Source organism: Rhodococcus sp. SG20037 (assembly GCF_031763325.1).
GTDB classification, from domain to species: Bacteria; Actinomycetota; Actinomycetes; order Mycobacteriales; family Mycobacteriaceae; genus Rhodococcus_F; species Rhodococcus_F qingshengii.
Window position 1 is genome coordinate 2,254,820 of sequence record NZ_CP134497.1, and the last position, 17,579, is coordinate 2,272,398.

The window sequence follows — 17,579 nt, forward strand, 5'->3', positions numbered from 1 at the left end:
GTGAGCAACCCTACTGAGGAGTCGGGTCGGTTCGCCGGGTGAGTTGGCGGGCGTTACTCTCCCATCCATGCCTTATCTCGAACGCGACGGCGACGTATTCATCCTGTACCTCGGCAACGAGGGCGAAACGGACAACGAGAACCGCTTCGGCCCCGAGTGGATCGACGCTGTTCACAGCAAGTTGGACGAGGTCGAAGCGCACGAGGGTCCCGCAGCCCTGGTGACCACCGCGACGGGCAAGTTCTACACGAACGGCCTGGACACGACGTGGATCTTCGGCAATCTCGACGGTCTCCCCGGCTACCTGGACAAGGTCCACACCATCTACAGCCGTTTGCTGACCTTCCCGATGGCCACGGTCGCGGCCGTGCAGGGGCACGCGTTCGGCGCCGGCGCCATGCTCGCGTCCTCGCACGATTTCCAGATCATGCGCGCGGACCGCGGCTTCTACTGCCTGCCCGAGGTGGGACTGAACATGCCGTTCACTGTCGGGATGTCTGCACTGCTGAACAGTCGTCTGCCCAAGCAGACGGCAGTCGATGCCATGACGACGGGGCGTCGCTTCGGCGGCGCCGACGCACTCGCTGCCGGCATCGTGCAGGAAACGGTCGACGGCGACGGAGTACTCGCCGCTGCTGTGGCCAAGGCGTCGGCACTGACGTCGACTCACGGCAAGAACTTGGCGGGAATCAAGGCAGGCATCCACCGCGATGCTCTTGCAGACCTCGCTCAGGTGACTGACAAGAGCAACTTCTCCTTCGGGTGAGACAATGATCGCGTGAACCAGAATGTCGACTGCGCAGTCAGGTCCGTAGAGGCCGATCTGATCGCGCTGTCGCATTCGATTCACAGCGACCCGGAACTCGCCTTCGAGGAGTTCCGCAGCGCTGCCAAAGTGTCGGACCTGCTGGCGCAGCACGGTTTCGCGGTCACTCGCGGGATCGTCGATCTGCCGACAGCTTTCGATGCCACCTACGGCAGCGGAGAGTTGGTCATCGCGATCTGCGCCGAGTACGACGCGCTGCCCGAGATCGGTCATGCCTGTGGGCACAACATCATTGCCGCCGCCGCGGTCGGGGCCGGCATCGCGTTGGCTACCGTGGCCGACGAACTGGGGATCACCGTCCGAGTGATCGGTACTCCCGCGGAGGAAACCGGTGGCGGCAAAGTTCTGATGCTCGAGCGTGGTGCATTCGACGGCGTCGGCGCGGCCATGATGGTTCATCCAGGGCCGATCGACATCATCGGTGCGACCTCGCTGGCCTTGGCGGACATCGCCGTGAGTTATCACGGTCGCGAGGCGCATGCGTCTGCTGCGCCGGAGTTCGGTCGTAACGCCGCCGACGCAGCGACGCTCGCTCAGGTGGCGGTCGGACTGTTGCGTCAGCACCTGCAGCCAGGTCAACAGATTCACGGAATCGTCAGTGACGGCGGCACGGCTCCCAACATCGTTCCGGCTCGGTCCGAATTGCTCTACTACCTGCGTGCCGAAACGGCCGCGTCGTTGGCCAATCTGTCCGAGCGTGCCGAGGCCTGCTTCGCCTCGGGTGCACTCGGCACCGGGTGCACCCACGAAATCCGCACGGTATCGCCTACTTACACCGAGCTGACCCCCGATCCGTGGCTGGCGGCGGCGTACCGTGAACAGATCGTCGATCTCGGGCGGGTGCCACTGGCAGCGGAATGGGAGCGCTCCCGTCCACTGGGTAGTACGGATATGGGTAATGTGACCAATGTGATTCCGGGAATTCACCCGGTCGTAGGCTTGGATTCATCGGGGGCAGTGACACATCAGCCGGAGTTCGCGGCTGCGTGTATCACCACCTCCGCAGATCGAGCGGTAGTCGACGGTGCAATTGCGTTGGCCCGCACTGCTGTCCGGGTAGCGTCCGATCCAGAACAACGCGCCCGTCTGTTGGAAGGGGTAGATCGCCGGTGAACGCGGCAATCGACACGTGGATTCACGCGCACACCGACGACCTCGTCGCGTGGCGTCGACACATCCATGCCAACCCGGAGTTGGCTCGCCGCGAATACGCGACCACCGAATTCGTCGCCACCCGCCTCACTGCCGCTGGATTGTCGCCGAAGATCCTTCCCGGTGGCACCGGTCTCACGTGCGATATCGGACCGGAGGGTCCACGAATCGCACTGCGCGCCGACATGGACGCTTTGCCGATGCAGGAAGCGACCGGGGCGACGTACTCGTCCACGGTCCCCGGTGTGTCCCATGCATGCGGGCACGACGCCCACACCACCATCTTGCTCGGCGCCGGACTGGCTCTGGCCACGCTGCCCGAACTTCCCGTCGGGGTTCGGCTGATATTCCAGCCCGCCGAGGAAGTCATGCCTGGCGGAGCACTCGACGTCATCGCCGCGGGCGCGCTCGACGGTGTGTCCAGAATCTTTGCTCTGCACTGCGATCCGCGACTCGAGGCAGGCCAGGTCGGAATGCGCCTGGGCGCGATCACCTCTGCTGCCGACACGATCGAGGTCGTCCTCGACTCTCCGGGTGGGCACACGTCGCGGCCGCATTTGACCACGGATCTGATCTACGCGCTCGGCACCGTCGTGACCGGGCTGCCGGGAATGCTCAGCCGTCGTATCGATCCGCGTACCGGAACCGTCATGGTGTGGGGCGCGGTCAGCGCAGGTCAGGCGCCCAACGCGATTCCGCAGACCGGCATGATGACGGGCACGGTACGTACCGGCGATCACGACACCTGGGAGTTGCTCGAACCGCTCGTGGAAGAAATCGTCCACGGACTGCTCGCACCCACCGGAGTTCGCTACCAACTCAACTATCGTCGCGGAGTGCCTCCGGTCGTCAACGACGAGGTGTCCACTCGGATGTTCGAGGACGCCATCGCGACCGTCGGACAAGATGCTTTGGCGGACACCCCGCAATCCGGTGGTGGCGAAGACTTTTCGTGGTACCTCGAAACCGTGCCGGGTGCCATGGCGCGGCTCGGCGTGTGGTCGGGTGAGGGCGATCAGCTCGACATCCACCAACCCACTTTCGATCTCGACGAGCGAGCACTCGGCGTCGGTGTGAAGGTTCTGACGAGCCTGGTTCTGGGATAGTTCCGGTTCCCGTCGGGGGTACCGTTTTTCGTGTCGTTCGAGTGAAGGTACGGGCATGTCCATAGGTGTGGGAGTGCGAATCGGCACATTGGTGTCGACGGCTGTCGTTGCGTCGAACGATCCGGGTTCGGCCGATCCGGTGGTATTGGTTCGGGACACGATCCTCAATCAACGCAAGGACGGAACGACGGTGCTCGGTGGCACCGAGCAACTGGGTGCCGGCCGTGAGTTCGCCGAGAGCTGGTCGGGCTTTGTCGGTCGCGTCGGGGACCCGAGTGGCGTCGCGGGAACTGCCGATACTCGTTACCGCGCCGAGGATTTGGTGGCGACCTCGATTCGCTGTCTGTTGCAGGAATGCGAGCCGCTGCCCGATCGTGGTGGTCGAAGCGGGGGAGCGCCCGACATCGTCGCGACCTACCCGTCACGCTGGGACTCGTCGACAGCGGCCCTCATGCAGGATTCGCTGGTCTACGCGGGCCTCGAACGGGTCACACTCGTCTCGGATGCCGAGGCCGTGTCGGCGTGGTTCGAGTCGGAAATCGCGGCACTCGCCGGCACGCTCATCGGCATCTATCACGTGGACGACACCGGGGCAGCGGTCACCCTCGTGCGTTCTGGTGTCGCGGCCGGCCGTGCATTCGGCTTTGCCGGCGACGGGAGTTCGCCGAGTTCACGCCTCGCGACGGCTCTGGGTGCGTTCGGTTGGATGCCGGAGAACCTGGACGCCGTAGTCGTCACCGGTGACGGCGAACCGGCGACAGACAAAGCGGCCATGATGTCCATAGCGGCCGGGATTGCCGAAAAGCTCGGTGTCAGATGTGAACTCGGTCCCGGACCTGAGCAGTCGGCTGCGCTGGGAGCCGCAATTCTGGCTGCCGGATTCACCTCGACGTCGCACACTATCGTGCCGATCGGATTGCCGCCTTCACACGACGTGACCGAGGTGTTCGACACCCTGGGACGCGAGAAGGTGGCGGCAGAAACCGCTGCCGGGGTGGCGACCGCCGAGCCGGAAACTGCAGTTGTCGCAGGCGAATCGGAGTCGCGCGGTTCCAAGCGTGTGCTCATCGGCGTGACGGTTGTGGTGGTGCTCGCAGCACTGGCAGTGCTCGCGTATTTCCTGCTGCTTTGAGCAGGACAGCTATCTAATCGGTAACACCGTTACCCGGACCGACATTGCGGCTGTTTCTCGTCCGCAACTCTCGTACGTACTCGGCCGGCGCTCCGGCAATCTCGGCAGCGTCGGCCATCACACCGATGTAGCGGGCCGACGGCAGCCCGCCTTCGTACGCATCCATGACGTAGAGCCACGCAAGTACCGCGTCGCCGGCGGTGTCGACCCGCACGCGGATCTTGCGGTGCAGACCCAGTTCGGCACCTTCCCAGCGGTCCAGACTCACTTCGTCCTCTTCCGGGACGTCGTAGAGCACCACGAAAACACTGGAATCGGGATCTTCGACCACGGTGGCGAGAGCACCCTCCCAGCCGAGGTCCTCGCCGCTGAAGGTCAGGCGCCAGCCTCGCAGCCACCCTGTCCCGGACATGGGGGAGTGTGGGCAGCGCAACAACATCTGCTCGGGATGCATGTTGGAACCGTAGGCGGCATAAATCGACACGGGCGCAAGCCTAAACCGTGGTCCGAGGGTGTGGCGAAGCGGACCACCGGACGCAAGTAATCTGGTACAAGCACTGCGCGACACGTGGTGCTCGAATAGCGTGACACTGGTCGACGGGAGACCCCTGCCGGCCACGCGAGGACTTGGAGGACACATGACCCGGATCGTGATCATCGGTGGCGGACCCGCCGGCTACGAGGCGGCACTGGTAGCCGCGCAGCACGGGGCCACGGTCACCCTGGTCGATTCGGACGGCGTCGGCGGTGCGTGTGTGCTGTTCGACTGTGTCCCGTCGAAGACGTTCATCGCGTCCACCGGGATCCGCACCGACATGCGTCGTGCATCCGACCTCGGCATCACTCTGGATCCGGAGCAGGCTTCGGTGTCACTGCCGAAGATCCACTCCCGAGTCAAGAGTCTCGCGTTGTCCCAGTCCTCGGACATTCGCGCACGGTTGCAGACGGTAGGCGTCGAGGTTCTCTCCGGCACCGCCGAACTGACCGATCCACTCCTCGGCATGGCAGCACACCAGGTTCGCGCGACGCTCGGAAGCGGCGAGCAGAAGACCATCGACGCAGACGTCGTGTTGATCGCCACCGGCGCCAGCCCCCGCATCATCCCGGGAGCCGAGCCCGACGGTGAGCGAATCATGACGTGGCGCCAGCTCTACGACTTGGACGAGCTTCCCGAGCACCTGGTCGTGGTCGGTTCCGGTGTCACCGGTGCCGAGTTCGTCTCCGCGTACACCGAGATGGGCGTCAAGGTCACGCTCGTGTCCAGTCGCGACCGTGTTCTGCCCGGCGAGGATGCCGATGCGGCGCTCGTGCTCGAGGACGCCCTCGCCGAGCGCGGTGTCACCCTCGTCAAGCACGCCCGCGCGGACGCCGTCGAGCGCACCGAGAAGGGCATCGTCGTCAAGCTCTCCGACGGCCGCACGGTCGAAGGAAGCCACGCTCTGATGACCGTCGGTTCCGTCCCCAACACCAACGGTCTCGGCCTGGAGCGGGTCGGCATCGAGTTGGACAAGGGTGGATACCTGCGTGTCGACCGGGTCTCGCGCACCACGGTTTCCGGTATCTACGCTGCCGGTGACTGCACCGGACTGCTCCCGCTCGCGTCGGTGGCTGCGATGCAGGGACGTATCGCGATGTACCACGCACTGGGTGAAGGCGTCAGCCCGATCAAGTTGAAGACCGTCGCGTCGGCCGTCTTCACACGCCCCGAAATTGCAACGGTGGGTGTTTCGCAGGCAGCGATCGACAACGGAGAGGTGCCTGCGCGCACCGTCATGTTGCCGCTCAACACCAACCCGCGCGCCAAGATGTCCGGTTTGCGTCGCGGATTCGTGAAGATTTTCTGCCGCCCGGCTACCGGCGTGGTCATCGGCGGTGTTGTGGTCGCACCCACTGCTTCGGAATTGATCCTGCCGATCGCGATCGCCGTACAGAACAACCTGACGGTCAACGACCTGGCGCAGACGTTCTCGGTGTACCCGTCGCTGACCGGATCGATCACCGAGGCTGCTCGTCAGCTCATGCGTCACGACGACCTGGACTGACAACCGACCAGACTCTTCTTACAATGTGGGAACTCTGTTTCATATACTGAAGTATTGGTGGGATAGTCGAGATACCGACCGAATCAAGGGTCGGTATCTCGGCGCTCTCCCGCCCCGTTGACCCAGGACGGCTCAGGGTGTTTTTCCTCTGACCTTCATTCTGCGTGCCTGGGAGCTTCATATGACACACGCCGCGCTGTCCGCTCGCATGGACGGACTCCGTAGTTCTGCAATTCGCGATCTGCTCACCCTGACTGCCCGGCCCGACGTCATCAGCTTGGCCGGCGGACTGCCCGATCCCGATTTCATTCCGCGGGAGCGAATCTCGAAGGCAGCCCACGACGCACTCGGTGACCCCTCGTCCGTCCAGTACGGCGAGACCTCCGGCCTGCGGCGCCTCCGTGAGGTGATCGCCGAGCGCGAATCATCCAAGATCGGGCGGACACTCGACGTGTCCGAAGTCGTGATCACCCACGGTTCTCAGCAAGGTTTGAGCTTGCTCGCGCAGGTCCTCCTCGACGCCGGTGACGTCGTGGTCGTGGAGGAACCGGCATATACCGGTGCGCTGCAGGTCTTTCGAACGGCGCAGGCCCGTCTCGTTCCCGTCCAGCTCGACGAGGACGGAATGGACACCGACGCGCTCGAAGCGAAACTCGACGCCGGTCTTCGGCCCAAAGTTGTTCACACCGTGAGCAATTTCCACAACCCGCGCGGCGCGGTGCTTTCGGCGCAGCGGCGAGCGCACTTGGCGGCACTGGCGGACCGATACGGGTTCTGGGTTCTCGAGGACGACCCGTACGGCGAACTGTACTTCGGCGAGAAACCGCCCGCACCGCTGGCGGCGTTGTCGGACAGGGTGATTCGGCTGTCCAGTGCTTCCAAAGTGTTGGCACCGGCGCTGCGCGTCGGCTGGCTGCACGGCGACCGAAAGGTCTGCGAGGCGGTCGAACTGATCAAGCAAGGCGCTGACCTGTGCGGGTCTTCGCTCACACAGCAGATCGCCGCAGACCTCTTCTCCGACGTCGAATGGTTCGACGCGCATCTCGACGTGCTTCGAGCGGGGTACGGCGCGAGGGCGAAGGCGTTGGTCACGGCCGCCGAGACGGAATTGAGTGGGCGTGCACGCTTTTCCGAGGTCCGCGGCGGGATGTTCTGTTGGATGGATTTCCTCGACGACGTCGACACCACCGAACTCCTGGGTGCCGCGCTCGCGCATGGCGTGGCATTTGTCCCAGGTTCGGCCTTCGCGGTCGAAGCGGACCTTGGTCGAAGCGCTCGACTGTGTTTCGCGACGTATCCCGAAGCCGTGCTGGTCGACGCCGTCGGCAGGCTCCGGGACAGTGTCACCGCAGGTACAGCCTGACTTTGTCGATTGTGTTGCGGAGCAGATCGATCTCCGTACCGGACGGCGGGGTGGTGACGGTGACGTGGTCGGCGACGGCCAGATCCCATCCCGTCGCCTCTCGCACCTGATCGACCGAGATGCCTTCGTGGACACTGGTCAGCTCCAACTCGCCGCCGGGGCCCTGGTGTGTCAGGACACCGAGGTTGGTGAACACCTTTGTCACCCCTGCACCTGCCGGCATGATGCCCTTTCCGCTGGCGTGGGCGCGGGCGGGGCTGGGTGAGGTGCAGAAGTCGAGCGCGGCCGGAAAGGAACTGAGGTCGTGGCGACGCATCACGACGAAGATCTCGGCGGCGTTCGCGATGATCTCGACGGCCCCGCCTGCGCCGGGCAGTCTGACCGTCGGGTTCTTCCAGTCACCGATGAAACTTGTGTTCAGGCTTCCCGTTCGATCGATTTGAGCGGCCCCGAGAAATCCGACGTCGACGTTGCCACCTTGCAGGACATAACCGAAGAGCGCGGCCATACTGAGCACGGATTCGGCACCGGAGACCACGACGGAGTCGGCGATACCTTCGGCCATGGCCGACGGATGCGCGCCGCACACTCCGGATTCGTAGATCAGTTCTACGTCCGGATTCGACGTGTGGCGCGCGAGATCGACTGCGAGCGTGGGGAGCCCGACTCCGGCGAAAACACGGCGCTTACCCGCCAACTCGCGTGCCGCGACGGCGACGATCGTTTCGGTGGAGGTGGTGTTACCGCTGACAATCGTGGTGGTCACAGTCTGCTCCCGTAGTCGACAGGTGTGGAGAGTTTTGATTCGACCTCGAGATCCGACCAGTAGTCAGCTCCGAGCTTGGCGAGATATTCGTCGTGATCGCCGAGTGTGTACACCCATTCGTCGAGCCAATTTCTCAGCAACGAAGGGTCTTTGGAAATCTCGGTCCAGCGTCGGTAGAAGCCGCAATCGCGGTCGTAGTATCCCTGTGCGTACGACGGGTGCGCGCCGCGCGGGCAGACGACAACCGCGTCGACGGCATGCGAGGGAATCAGAGTTCGGCTCGGATCTGACCTGATGACCTCGTCGTCGACCAGCTCTTCCACAACGACGATCGCCTTCTTCGCGGCGTAAACGGCTTCTTGCTGCACCCCGGCGATGCCCCAGATCTGTGCGTTCCCGGACGTGTCCGCTCGCTGTGCGCCGATGATCGTCACATCCGGATTCAACGGCGGCACAACGTAGACGCTCCCGCCGCCGTACGGATCCTCGACGAGTCTCAGTTGTGGGTTGAGTGCGGGTAGATCACTACCGGCGTACGACCGCAGCGGGAAGAAGGGAAGCCTGGCCGCTCCCGCCTGATACCGGCACACCATGCCGTAATGACTGTATTCCTCGACTTCGAGGGGGAGCGGGTCCTGGTTCTCGATGCGTCTGCGTAACTCGTACAGAGAACCTGCGGAGCCGCTGGCGAAGAACGAGGCAACCAGCTTTCGGACGCAGCCGGCGGCGACGAGTTGATCGGAAACGATGTCCGGCGTCATCCGGCAGAGCGTGAGGTCCTTTCTGCCCTGCCGGATGATCTCGTGTGCCGCGGCAAAAGGAATGAGATGCGAAAATCCCTCCAGCGCAACGGTCATCCCGTCTTCGACGTATCGGCCGACGGCCTCTTTCATCGAGAGGGTCTTGTCCACGTGTGTACCTCTTCTTGTTCTTTCGCGCACTCGGTCGGTTTCGGAACTTGACATGTTCGGCCGGTGTGGCGCAACAATGTCGGGTGGAAATTCATCAGATCAACGCATTTCTCGCGGTGGCTGAGGAGCTACATTTCGGCCGTGCGGCGCAGCGGCTTCGGATTGCGCAACCGCCGCTGAGTCGAACGATCAGGCAATTCGAGAAACAGCTCGGTTCGCCGTTGTTCGATCGGAGCACTCGAACTGTGCGGCTCACTGCTGCCGGTGAAGCGCTGCTGCTTCCGGCGCGCGAGATTCTGGACGCGTGCCGGATGGCCGAGATCGCGGTGTCTGCGGCAGGCAAGGGAACGACAGGTCGCGTTCGCCTGGGTTTCGCGGGGACTTCTTCGCATCTGCTCGTCGGGCGGTGGGCGAAATTGGTGAGAAAGACCAATCCCGGTATCGAATTCGTGCTCGACAGTTCTGCTTTCGCGAACGAGGCGTTGTTGATGCTGCTCGATCGACGACTCGACATCGGGATGGTGCGGTGGACCGTACCGCCGCTCGGGATCACGTCGAGATTGATCGCCGAGGAGAACTTTCTGGTGGCCATGTCCAAAGACCACCCGTTGGCGTCGAGGGACTCGGTTCGGTTGATCGAATTGGAGTCCGAGAATTGGGTGACGCTTCCGGCGGAGCCAGGTTCGATTCTGCGGGAGTCTCTGCTCACTGCCTCGAAGAACGCAGGGTTCCTGGCTCGCATCGTGCAGACGGCACCGGATTCGATGTCGTTGATCGCGCTGGTGTCCGCGGAAATCGGATGCTCGTTGACCATTTCCTCGGTGGCCCAGAGCATCGTGAATCCTGATGTTGTCTTTGTTCCGGTCATGGACCCACCTCCTCCTCTTCAACTGCGTATCGCCTGGCGAGAGGGAGACGACAGACCTGCTCTTCTCGAAGTGTTGAAATTGTCCGAGCAGGCGCTGCCGTCCCTGGCCTAGACGGTTGCCCGACCGGTAGGAATCTCACCCGCTTCGGACTTCGGCGAGTTCGCAATATCGACAAGAGTGTTTTCGAGTTCGAGTTCGAGTTCGTCGTAGTCCGCTTGTTCGGCCGTCGAGAGTTCGCCCGCGTTGTAGCCGGTACGTCGGAGCAGGAGCAGGGTGCAGATCAGCGAGACAAGGGCGTACAGCCCGGATACGATCGCGACCCCGACGATATTGCCTGACGTGTTGAGCATCCACTGCGCCAGTACGGGAGTTCCGCCGCCGACGACAAGGGAACACAATTGGTACGCCGTCGACAGACCGGTGTAACGGATGTTGGCGGGGAAGGCCCGAGCGAGAACGCCGGCGATGGCGCCGTAGAACATCGAGTGCGGGATCGTGGCCAGACACATCGCGACGACTGCGATGGTGAAGTTCCCGGTTCGGATCGCGAAGAACATGGCGGGCATGAGGACGAACTCCGGTATCACCATCAGGCACATGGCTTTTCGCATGTCGATCTTGGAGACCAGGACGGCACCGAAAGGTTGGACGATGAACTGCACGACGAGCGCGATCGCGATGGCGGCCAGGAAGGTTCCTCGATCGTATCCGAGTTCTTTTGTAGCCCAGGACAATGCGAAGGTGTTCTTGAAATAGGTGACCTGGGCGAGGGGGAGTGCGCCGGCGCCGAGGAGAACCAGTACCCAGTGCTTGCGCAAGACTTCGGCGAGCGGAAGCTTGACGACCTTCTTGCGTGCGAGAACGGCCTTCATCTCGTCCGACTCTTCGAGTTTGAGGCGAATGATCATCCCGAGAATGACCAGCACCGCCGAGATGATGAACGGGATGCGCCATCCGTACAGGAGGAACGACGGCGTCGGCATCGAGGACAGAAGGAAGAACGCGATGGTGGCCAACAGATTTCCGGCGGGTGAGCCCTGTTGGGCGAACGCGGAGTAGAGGATGCTCTTGCCCTTCGGGGCATTTTCGCTGGCAATGAGCACTGCGCCGCCCCACTCGCCACCGACCGCGACTCCTTGGATGACGCGAAGGGTGACCAGACCGATCGGCGCCCAGATCCCGACCTGTGCGTAGGTGGGGAGGAGTCCGATGCCGACCGTGGCGACACCCATCATCATCAAGGTGATGACGAGAGTGTTCTTGCGTCCGATCCGGTCGCCGAGGTGTCCGAAGATGATCCCGCCGATCGGCCTGGCGAGGAAGCCTGCCCAGAGCGTGATGAAGGCGAGGAGAGTTCCGACTCCGTTCGGGAGAGTGTCGGAGAAGAAGATGTCGCCGAATACCAGGGCGGCGGCAGTGCCGTAGATGTAGAAGTCGTACCACTCGATAGTGGTTCCGATGAACGAAGCGATACCGGCTCTTCGCGCCTTGGCGTTGATCTCCTCGGAACTGCGAGTGGGTGAACTCATGCGTGGCGACCTTTCTCTGCAACATTCGCGGCGCCGAAACGTGGCGTGCCTGAATGAGATTCGCAGAGTGGTGTAGGTCACGTCCAATACCAACTTGGTCGCCTATTGATACCTCAGGAGTATCAATAGGCGACCATGATCAGCTCTTCCGGTATGGAAGGATCGGGGTGATTACTCGGACCAGTTGTACGTCCGCTCGACGGCCTTGTTCCACTCCGCGTACAGCCGTGACCTTTCGGACTCGTCCATCGCCGGTTCCCACGTCTTGCCGACGGCCCAGTTGTTGCGGATGTCTTCGGTATCGGCCCAATAACCGATGGCGAGGCCCGCTGCGTATGCAGCACCGAGAGCTGTCGTTTCGTTGACCACCGGACGGATGACGGGAACTCCGAGGATGTCCGACTGGAACTGCATCAGGGTTTCGTTGACCACCATGCCGCCGTCGACCTTCAGTGCGGACAGTTCGACTCCCGAATCCGCTCGCATGGCGTCGATGACCTCGCGGGTCTGGTATGCCGTCGCCTCGAGCGCTGCGCGGGCCAGGTGTCCCTTGTTGACGAAGCGCGTCAGGCCGACGATGACACCCCGGGCATCCGGTCGCCACCGAGGTGCGAACAGCCCGGAGAACGCGGGCACGAAGTAGGCGCCGCCGTTGTCATCGACACTTGCGGCGAGCGGCTCGATGTCCTTGGCGTTCTGAATGATTCCGAGATTGTCTCGAAGCCACTGGACCAAGGAACCCGTCACGGCGACGGAACCTTCGAGTGCGTACACGGCAGGGGCTTCGCCGAGTTTGTAGCAGACGGTCGTCAGTAGTCCGTGCTTGCTGTGCACCGGCTTCGTGCCCGTATTGAGAAGCATGAAATTGCCGGTGCCGTAGGTGTTCTTGGCTTCACCCTCGGAGAGGCAGGCCTGGCCGAATGTGGCTGCCTGCTGGTCACCGAGGATTCCGGCGACCGGCACACCGGCGAGATTGCCGCGTGGACGTCCTGTGCCGTAGACCTCTGAGGAACTACGGATTTCCGGGAGCATCGACATCGGGATTCCGAAATCCGCACAGATCGATTCGTCCCACTGGAGGGTCTCGAGATCCATCAGCATCGTGCGTGACGCATTGGTGACATCTGTCACGTGGACGCCCTCGGTCAGGTTCCACACGATCCACGTGTCGACAGTGCCGAAGCACAATTCGCCGGCCTCCGCTTTTGCTTTCGCACCGTCGACGTTGTCGAGAATCCAGCGGATCTTCGGCCCGGCGAAGTAGGTCGAGAGTGGTAGTCCGGTCTTGTCTCGATACTTGTCCGGACCCTCGTCGCCGCCCAGTTCGACACACAGTTGATCCGTGCGCGTGTCCTGCCACACGATCGCGTTGTAGATCGGCTTACCCGTCGAACGTTCCCAAACGACGGTCGTCTCACGCTGATTCGTGATTCCGACGGCAGCGATGTCGGCCCGCGTGAGATCGACCTTCGCGAGAGCGCCGGCCACCACCTCCCGAGTGTTGATCCACAGCGCCACCGGATCGTGCTCGACCCAACCTGCTCGCGGGAAAATCTGCTCGTGTTCTTTCTGCGCAACGCTCACCACGGCGCCGTCGTGATCGAAGATCATGCAGCGGCTCGACGTCGTGCCTTGGTCGATGGCGGCGATGTATTGATTCACTGTGCTCCTAGGTTCGGGCGTGTTCGCAGTAATCCGTGCGCTGTCGCAGTATGTGGATCAAGCTACTAGCCTGTAAACGGATTCGTCGTCGACTTACAGGAGACCGGGTTGAGTAAGCAGCAAGGTGCGCAGTTTCTCGGCCCGCAGCAGCGCGAAGCTGCTTGGGAACAACTTCAGACCGAGCAATTCGACGTCGTCGTGGTGGGCGGTGGTGTCGTCGGTGTCGGAGCGGCCCTCGATGCGGCCACCCGCGGGCTGAAGGTTGCGTTGGTCGAGGCCCGTGACTACGCATCCGGTACGTCCAGTCGCTCGTCGAAGATGTTCCACGGCGGTCTCCGCTATCTCGAGCAACTCGAATTCGGCCTCGTTCGTGAAGCATTGCGTGAGCGCGAGCTCTCGCTGACCACGCTCGCTCCGCACCTGGTCAAGCCGCTGAAGTTCCTGTTCCCTCTGGCTCACCGCGTGTGGGAGCGCCCGTACATGGCCGCGGGAATCTTCCTCTACGACCGAATGGGCGGCGCCAAGTCGGTCCCCTCCCAGAAGCACTTGACGCGGGCGGGCGCACTGCGCATGTCGCCGAGCCTCAAGCGCAGTTCACTGACCGGTGGCATCCAGTACTACGACACCGTCGTCGACGACGCTCGGCACACCATGACCGTTGCACGGACCGCCGCCCACTACGGCGCGGTCGTCCGAACGTCGACGCAGGTCGTGGGATTTCTGCGTGAAGCGGACCGGGTCTCGGGAGTTCGTGTTCGCGACTGCGAAGACGGCCGTACCGCGGAGGTCAAGGGTCACGTCGTCATCAATGCAACCGGTGTCTGGACGGACGAAATCCAGGCCCTCTCACGTCAGCGCGGACGGTTCCGGGTGCGAGCGTCGAAGGGCGTACACATCGTCGTCCCGCGCGATCGCATCGTCAGTGAAGCCGCCATCATCCTGCGTACCGAGAAATCGGTGCTGTTCGTCATTCCGTGGGGCAGTCACTGGATCATCGGCACCACGGACACCGACTGGAACTTGGATCTCGCTCACCCAGCGGCAACCAAAGCAGATATCGACTACATCCTCGGCCACGTGAACTCCGTTCTGGTCACGCCGCTGACGCACGCCGACATCGACGGTGTCTACGCAGGCCTGCGTCCGCTGCTTGCCGGTGAGAGCGACGAGACGTCGAAGCTCTCGCGCGAGCACGCCGTTGCCCGTGTGGCTCCAGGCCTGGTCGCCATCGCCGGTGGAAAGTACACGACGTATCGGGTCATGGCGGAAGACGCCGTCGACGTCGCAGCAGAAGACATTCCGGCGCGAGTGGCATCGTCGATCACGGAGAAGGTGCCGCTCGTCGGCGCCGACGGATACTTCGCGTTGATCAATCAGACTGTGCAACTGGGCGAGCAGTACGGCTTGCATCCGTATCGCGTCAAGCACTTGCTCGACCGCTACGGTTCACTCATCACGGAGGTCCTCGAACTCGGCCGACAGACGCCGGAGTTGTTGCAGCCCATCACAGATGCCCCCGATTACCTTCAGGTCGAGGCTGTGTACGCCGCCGCGGCCGAGGGTGCATTGCACCTCGACGACATCCTGGCTCGCCGCATGCGCATCGCAATCGAGTACCCGCATCGTGGTGTCAACTGTGCGCAACAGGTTGCCGGATTGGTTGCCCCGATTCTCGGTTGGGATGCCGCCACCGTCGAGCGCGAGGTCGACACGTACCGAGCGCGCGTCGAAGCGGAGATCGAGTCGCAGACCCAGCCGGACGACGAGTCGGCCGACGCCTTGCGCGCCGCAGCGCCGGAGTCTCGGGCCGAGATCCTCGAACCCGTCGTCGTGGTGCCGGATCGGGTCTGAGTCGCCCGTCGTTTGTTCTCGGTCTGTCGCGGGTAGGCGGATGTCGAATCACCACCCGTGTCAGCACAGACCGGTCGAGCGTCGCCCAGGAGGATCCCAATGTTCGGTAGTCGGTCGAGATCTGCTGAGGAACACATAGCCACTGCTTATCTGGTCACTCACCTGTGCGGAGCGATGGTAGGGCTGCAACTCTCGCGGTCACTCTCGGACTCGTACGGCGCGTGGGCCGACGGTGAGCTGGACTCGTTGCCGGGTGAGCTCGAGTACGAGATCGAGCAGCTGCTGCAACTGATCGAGGACACCCAGGGCATATCTCTGCCGCGGTACTCCAAGATCGACGCGACGGTCAATCGGATCAGGCGCCTCGTCCATGTCGACGCCATCTGGCGCAACCGTCTCGTGAAGCTGGCAACTCTCGAGATCATGCGGACCGCTCTGTGTGGCAAGAGTGCGATGTGGGAGGTCCTGAGAGACATTCCGGCCGGGGAGACGGAGGAGCAGTACCGCGAGCTCAACGACCTGGTGTCCAAGCAGATCACCACCGTCACGGCTCTGCATCACCGCGCGGCCACGGAAGCTTTTCAGGGGACGGACGGGCGGGAATCGGCGAGCGGCGGCGACCCCATCCGCTCGAGTAAGTAAGGTTTGTACCGTTCGGTGAAGAATTCGATGAACGGTAGACCCCGAGGTGTATGGAGATGGCTGAGCGCGACCAAGCACTGACAGAACCCACGGCAGTGTTCGCGGCGTTGGCGGAGATCCTCTACTCCGCCGCAGACAGCGCCGAGGTGTACTCCGCGATCTGTTCGGCGGCTGTCGAGTTGATTCCCGGTTGCGATCACGCAAGCCTGATGCTGCGACGGGGAAACACCAACGTCACGGTAGCGGCAAGCGACGAGATCGCCGAGCATGCAGACGATCTCGAACGTGCGACTGGCGAGGGGCCGTGCATCGACGCCCTCGACACGGAGGCGCCGCAGCTCGAGTCAGATCTTCGCACTCCGAATCAGTGGCCCGAGTTCGCTCGGAAAGTAGTGGCAGAGACACCCATTCGTGGCTCGATGGGGTTCCGACTGATGGTCGATCGTCAGAAGTTCGGTGCCCTCAACCTCTTCTCCGACACTCCGGGAGCATTCACGGAAACTGTTGCCGACCACGCGATCATGTTGGCATCGTTTGCATCCGTGGCCGTCACCGCGCTGAACCGAGGAGAGGATGCCGACTCGCTGCGGCGAGGTCTGGCGAGCAGTCGCGAAATCGGTCAGGCCGTCGGTCTGCTGATGGCATTGCATCGGGTGTCCGACGACGAGGCCTTCGACATTCTGGTGCGAACCTCGCAGAACATGAACGTCAAGATCGCCGAGTTGGCGCGCAAGGTCATCGTCCAGCATCGTTCGACTCTGGACTGAGCGCTTCGTTCGCCCCGGGAGAGCCGAGGAGTTGAGATCGCTTGCGATCCACCGTCTCTCGAAGTGCCGTCACCACCGCTGCGACTTCCGGTCGGCGCAAGGATTCAGAACGAGCCACCAACCAGTACGAAAGTCTGACTTCGATGTGAGCCGGCAGCACGCGAATCAGATCGTCGTGCTGCTCGGCCATGAAGCAGGGGAGCAGGCCGATGCCGGCACCCGCGCGCGTTGCCTCGATGTGGACGAACACGTTGGTGGACGTGACGGCCTCGCGCATGGAAACCGTGAGCTTGCGGGCCAGATCGAGTTCGTCGACCTGCAGCATCGAGTCGATGAAATACACGAGCGAGTGTTCGGCCAGCTCTTCGGCACTTTCGGGCACTGCATTCTGACGTAGATACTCTCGGGAGGCGTACAAACCCAGCGCGTAGTCGGCCAGATGGACGGCCTCGGCGCGGTGAACTTGAGGTTTGCCGACAACAACCTCGATGTCGAGCCCCGAGCGTATCTGCGACGCCTTTCTGGTCGCGACGACTATCTCCACGCTCACGCGAGGATGGCGTCTGCGAACCGCTGCGCCGGCGGGGGCCGCGATGTATGCGCTGAAGCCGTCGGTGGCCGAGACCCGCACGACGCCGTCGAGTTGCTGCTGACCGGTGGAGTCGAGTGCCAGTTCGTTCACCGCGGCCTCGATGCGCTCGGCCGCGCTGAGGGCTTGTCTGCCCAGGTCGGTCAACTCCCAGCCGCCGGACGAGCGGACCAGTACACGGCCGCCGAGGCTCTTCTCGAGCGAGGCGATGCGGCGCGAAATGGTGGTGTGGTTGAGGCCCAGGTCGTCGGCGGCGGTGTTGAAGCGGCCGGTGCGACCGACCGCGAGAAGCACCAGTAGGTCGTCCGGGCTCAGTCCGAGTGTCATATCTGCATTTTTGCACCTGTATGGTGCGAGATTTGTCATTGTCGT

General features: G+C 63.0%; 16 protein-coding genes. 10 read left to right on the plus strand and 6 right to left on the minus strand.

Going from position 1 to position 17,579, the window contains the following annotated elements; genetic code table 11:
• Positions 1-67 precede the first annotated feature (67 nt).
• Genes RHP72_RS10440 through RHP72_RS10455 form a run of 4 tightly spaced genes read left to right on the plus strand, consistent with a single transcriptional unit; the run spans position 68 to position 4,216 of the window.
• The gene (locus RHP72_RS10440) at positions 68-766 is read left to right on the plus strand and encodes an enoyl-CoA hydratase-related protein (RefSeq protein WP_003940710.1); all 699 of its coding nucleotides are present in this window, start codon (positions 68-70) and stop codon (positions 764-766) included.
• A gap of 12 nt (positions 767-778) precedes the next feature.
• A complete protein-coding gene (locus RHP72_RS10445; protein WP_311094652.1) occupies positions 779-1,939 on the plus strand; it encodes a M20 family metallopeptidase in 1,161 nt (386 codons plus the stop codon).
• Positions 1,936-3,084: a M20 family metallopeptidase gene (locus RHP72_RS10450; RefSeq protein ID WP_003940741.1), complete on the plus strand. Its 1,149-nt coding sequence runs from the start codon at positions 1,936-1,938 to the stop codon at positions 3,082-3,084. Before RHP72_RS10445 ends, RHP72_RS10450 begins: the two co-directional genes overlap by 4 nt.
• A gap of 55 nt (positions 3,085-3,139) precedes the next feature.
• Positions 3,140-4,216, plus strand: coding sequence for a hypothetical protein (locus RHP72_RS10455; RefSeq protein ID WP_030535059.1), 1,077 nt, complete (start codon positions 3,140-3,142; stop codon positions 4,214-4,216).
• Between the two features lie 13 nt (positions 4,217-4,229).
• Here RHP72_RS10455 and RHP72_RS10460 read toward each other — a convergent pair whose 3' ends face one another.
• Complete coding sequence (locus RHP72_RS10460) at positions 4,230-4,700, minus strand: gamma-glutamylcyclotransferase (protein ID WP_003940753.1); 471 nt, start codon at positions 4,698-4,700, stop codon at positions 4,230-4,232.
• Between the two features lie 154 nt (positions 4,701-4,854).
• Between RHP72_RS10460 and RHP72_RS10465 the strand changes: the two genes are divergently transcribed.
• Together RHP72_RS10465 and RHP72_RS10470 are read left to right on the plus strand one after the other, a co-directional pair.
• On the plus strand, positions 4,855-6,258 hold the full coding sequence (locus RHP72_RS10465) for an NAD(P)H-quinone dehydrogenase (RefSeq protein ID WP_003940987.1): 1,404 nt from the start codon (positions 4,855-4,857) through the stop codon (positions 6,256-6,258).
• A 181-nt stretch (positions 6,259-6,439) separates the two neighbouring features.
• Positions 6,440-7,621, plus strand: a complete 1,182-nt coding sequence (locus RHP72_RS10470) for a PLP-dependent aminotransferase family protein (protein ID WP_064688924.1) — start codon at positions 6,440-6,442, stop codon at positions 7,619-7,621.
• Here RHP72_RS10470 and RHP72_RS10475 read toward each other — a convergent pair.
• Together RHP72_RS10475 and RHP72_RS10480 are read right to left on the minus strand one after the other, a co-directional pair.
• Positions 7,602-8,387, minus strand: a complete 786-nt coding sequence (locus tag RHP72_RS10475) for a 3-oxoadipate--succinyl-CoA transferase subunit B (protein ID WP_003940707.1) — start codon at positions 8,385-8,387, stop codon at positions 7,602-7,604. The two genes, RHP72_RS10470 and RHP72_RS10475, sit on opposite strands and share 20 nt — an antisense overlap.
• On the minus strand, positions 8,384-9,298 hold the full coding sequence (locus tag RHP72_RS10480) for a CoA transferase subunit A (RefSeq protein WP_007727305.1): 915 nt from the start codon (positions 9,296-9,298) through the stop codon (positions 8,384-8,386). The genes RHP72_RS10475 and RHP72_RS10480 overlap by 4 nt, the downstream gene beginning before the upstream one ends.
• An 83-nt stretch (positions 9,299-9,381) precedes the next feature.
• Between RHP72_RS10480 and RHP72_RS10485 the strand changes: the two genes are divergently transcribed.
• Positions 9,382-10,278: a LysR substrate-binding domain-containing protein gene (locus RHP72_RS10485; protein ID WP_030535055.1), complete on the plus strand. Its 897-nt coding sequence runs from the start codon at positions 9,382-9,384 to the stop codon at positions 10,276-10,278.
• Here the strand turns inward: RHP72_RS10485 and RHP72_RS10490 are convergent.
• Positions 10,275-11,696 (minus strand): MFS transporter, encoded by a 1,422-nt coding sequence (locus RHP72_RS10490; protein WP_075832817.1) that lies wholly within the window; start codon positions 11,694-11,696, stop codon positions 10,275-10,277. The genes RHP72_RS10485 and RHP72_RS10490 overlap by 4 nt on opposite strands.
• A gap of 171 nt (positions 11,697-11,867) precedes the next feature.
• Complete coding sequence (gene glpK / locus RHP72_RS10495; protein WP_007727296.1) at positions 11,868-13,358, minus strand: glycerol kinase GlpK; 1,491 nt, start codon at positions 13,356-13,358, stop codon at positions 11,868-11,870.
• A 108-nt stretch (positions 13,359-13,466) separates the two neighbouring features.
• Here glpK and RHP72_RS10500 point away from each other — a divergent pair, with 108 nt between their 5' ends.
• The 3 genes from RHP72_RS10500 (at position 13,467) to RHP72_RS10510 (ending at position 16,618) form a co-directional block, all read left to right on the plus strand.
• Complete coding sequence (locus RHP72_RS10500; RefSeq protein WP_003940825.1) at positions 13,467-15,209, plus strand: glycerol-3-phosphate dehydrogenase/oxidase; 1,743 nt, start codon at positions 13,467-13,469, stop codon at positions 15,207-15,209.
• A gap of 99 nt (positions 15,210-15,308) precedes the next feature.
• Positions 15,309-15,851 (plus strand): hypothetical protein, encoded by a 543-nt coding sequence (locus tag RHP72_RS10505; RefSeq protein ID WP_003940921.1) that lies wholly within the window; start codon positions 15,309-15,311, stop codon positions 15,849-15,851.
• A gap of 50 nt (positions 15,852-15,901) precedes the next feature.
• Positions 15,902-16,618 carry a GAF and ANTAR domain-containing protein gene (locus RHP72_RS10510; RefSeq protein ID WP_003940742.1) on the plus strand — a complete coding sequence of 239 codons (717 nt, stop codon included), beginning with the start codon at positions 15,902-15,904 and terminating at the stop codon, positions 16,616-16,618.
• On the opposite strand, the gene RHP72_RS10515 is transcribed toward RHP72_RS10510, so the two are convergent.
• Entirely contained in the window at positions 16,587-17,534 is a 948-nt protein-coding gene (locus RHP72_RS10515; protein ID WP_042922131.1) for a LysR family transcriptional regulator, read from the minus strand. The two genes, RHP72_RS10510 and RHP72_RS10515, sit on opposite strands and share 32 nt — an antisense overlap.
• Between the last annotated feature and the right edge of the window lie 45 nt (positions 17,535-17,579).

Excerpts from the sequence above, each read along its gene's own strand:
- RHP72_RS10440 (WP_003940710.1), top strand. The coding sequence starts at position 68 with ATGCCTTATCTCGAACGCGACGGCGACGTATTCATCCTGTACCTCGGC.
- RHP72_RS10455 (WP_030535059.1), top strand. The coding sequence starts at position 3,140 with ATGTCCATAGGTGTGGGAGTGCGAATCGGCACATTGGTGTCGACGGCT.
- RHP72_RS10465 (WP_003940987.1), top strand. The coding sequence starts at position 4,855 with ATGACCCGGATCGTGATCATCGGTGGCGGACCCGCCGGCTACGAGGCG.
- RHP72_RS10470 (WP_064688924.1), top strand. The coding sequence starts at position 6,440 with ATGACACACGCCGCGCTGTCCGCTCGCATGGACGGACTCCGTAGTTCT.
- RHP72_RS10490 (WP_075832817.1), bottom strand. The coding sequence starts at position 11,696 with ATGAGTTCACCCACTCGCAGTTCCGAGGAGATCAACGCCAAGGCGCGA.
- RHP72_RS10505 (WP_003940921.1), top strand. The coding sequence starts at position 15,309 with ATGTTCGGTAGTCGGTCGAGATCTGCTGAGGAACACATAGCCACTGCT.
- RHP72_RS10510 (WP_003940742.1), top strand. The coding sequence starts at position 15,902 with ATGGAGATGGCTGAGCGCGACCAAGCACTGACAGAACCCACGGCAGTG.
- RHP72_RS10515 (WP_042922131.1), bottom strand. The coding sequence starts at position 17,534 with ATGACACTCGGACTGAGCCCGGACGACCTACTGGTGCTTCTCGCGGTC.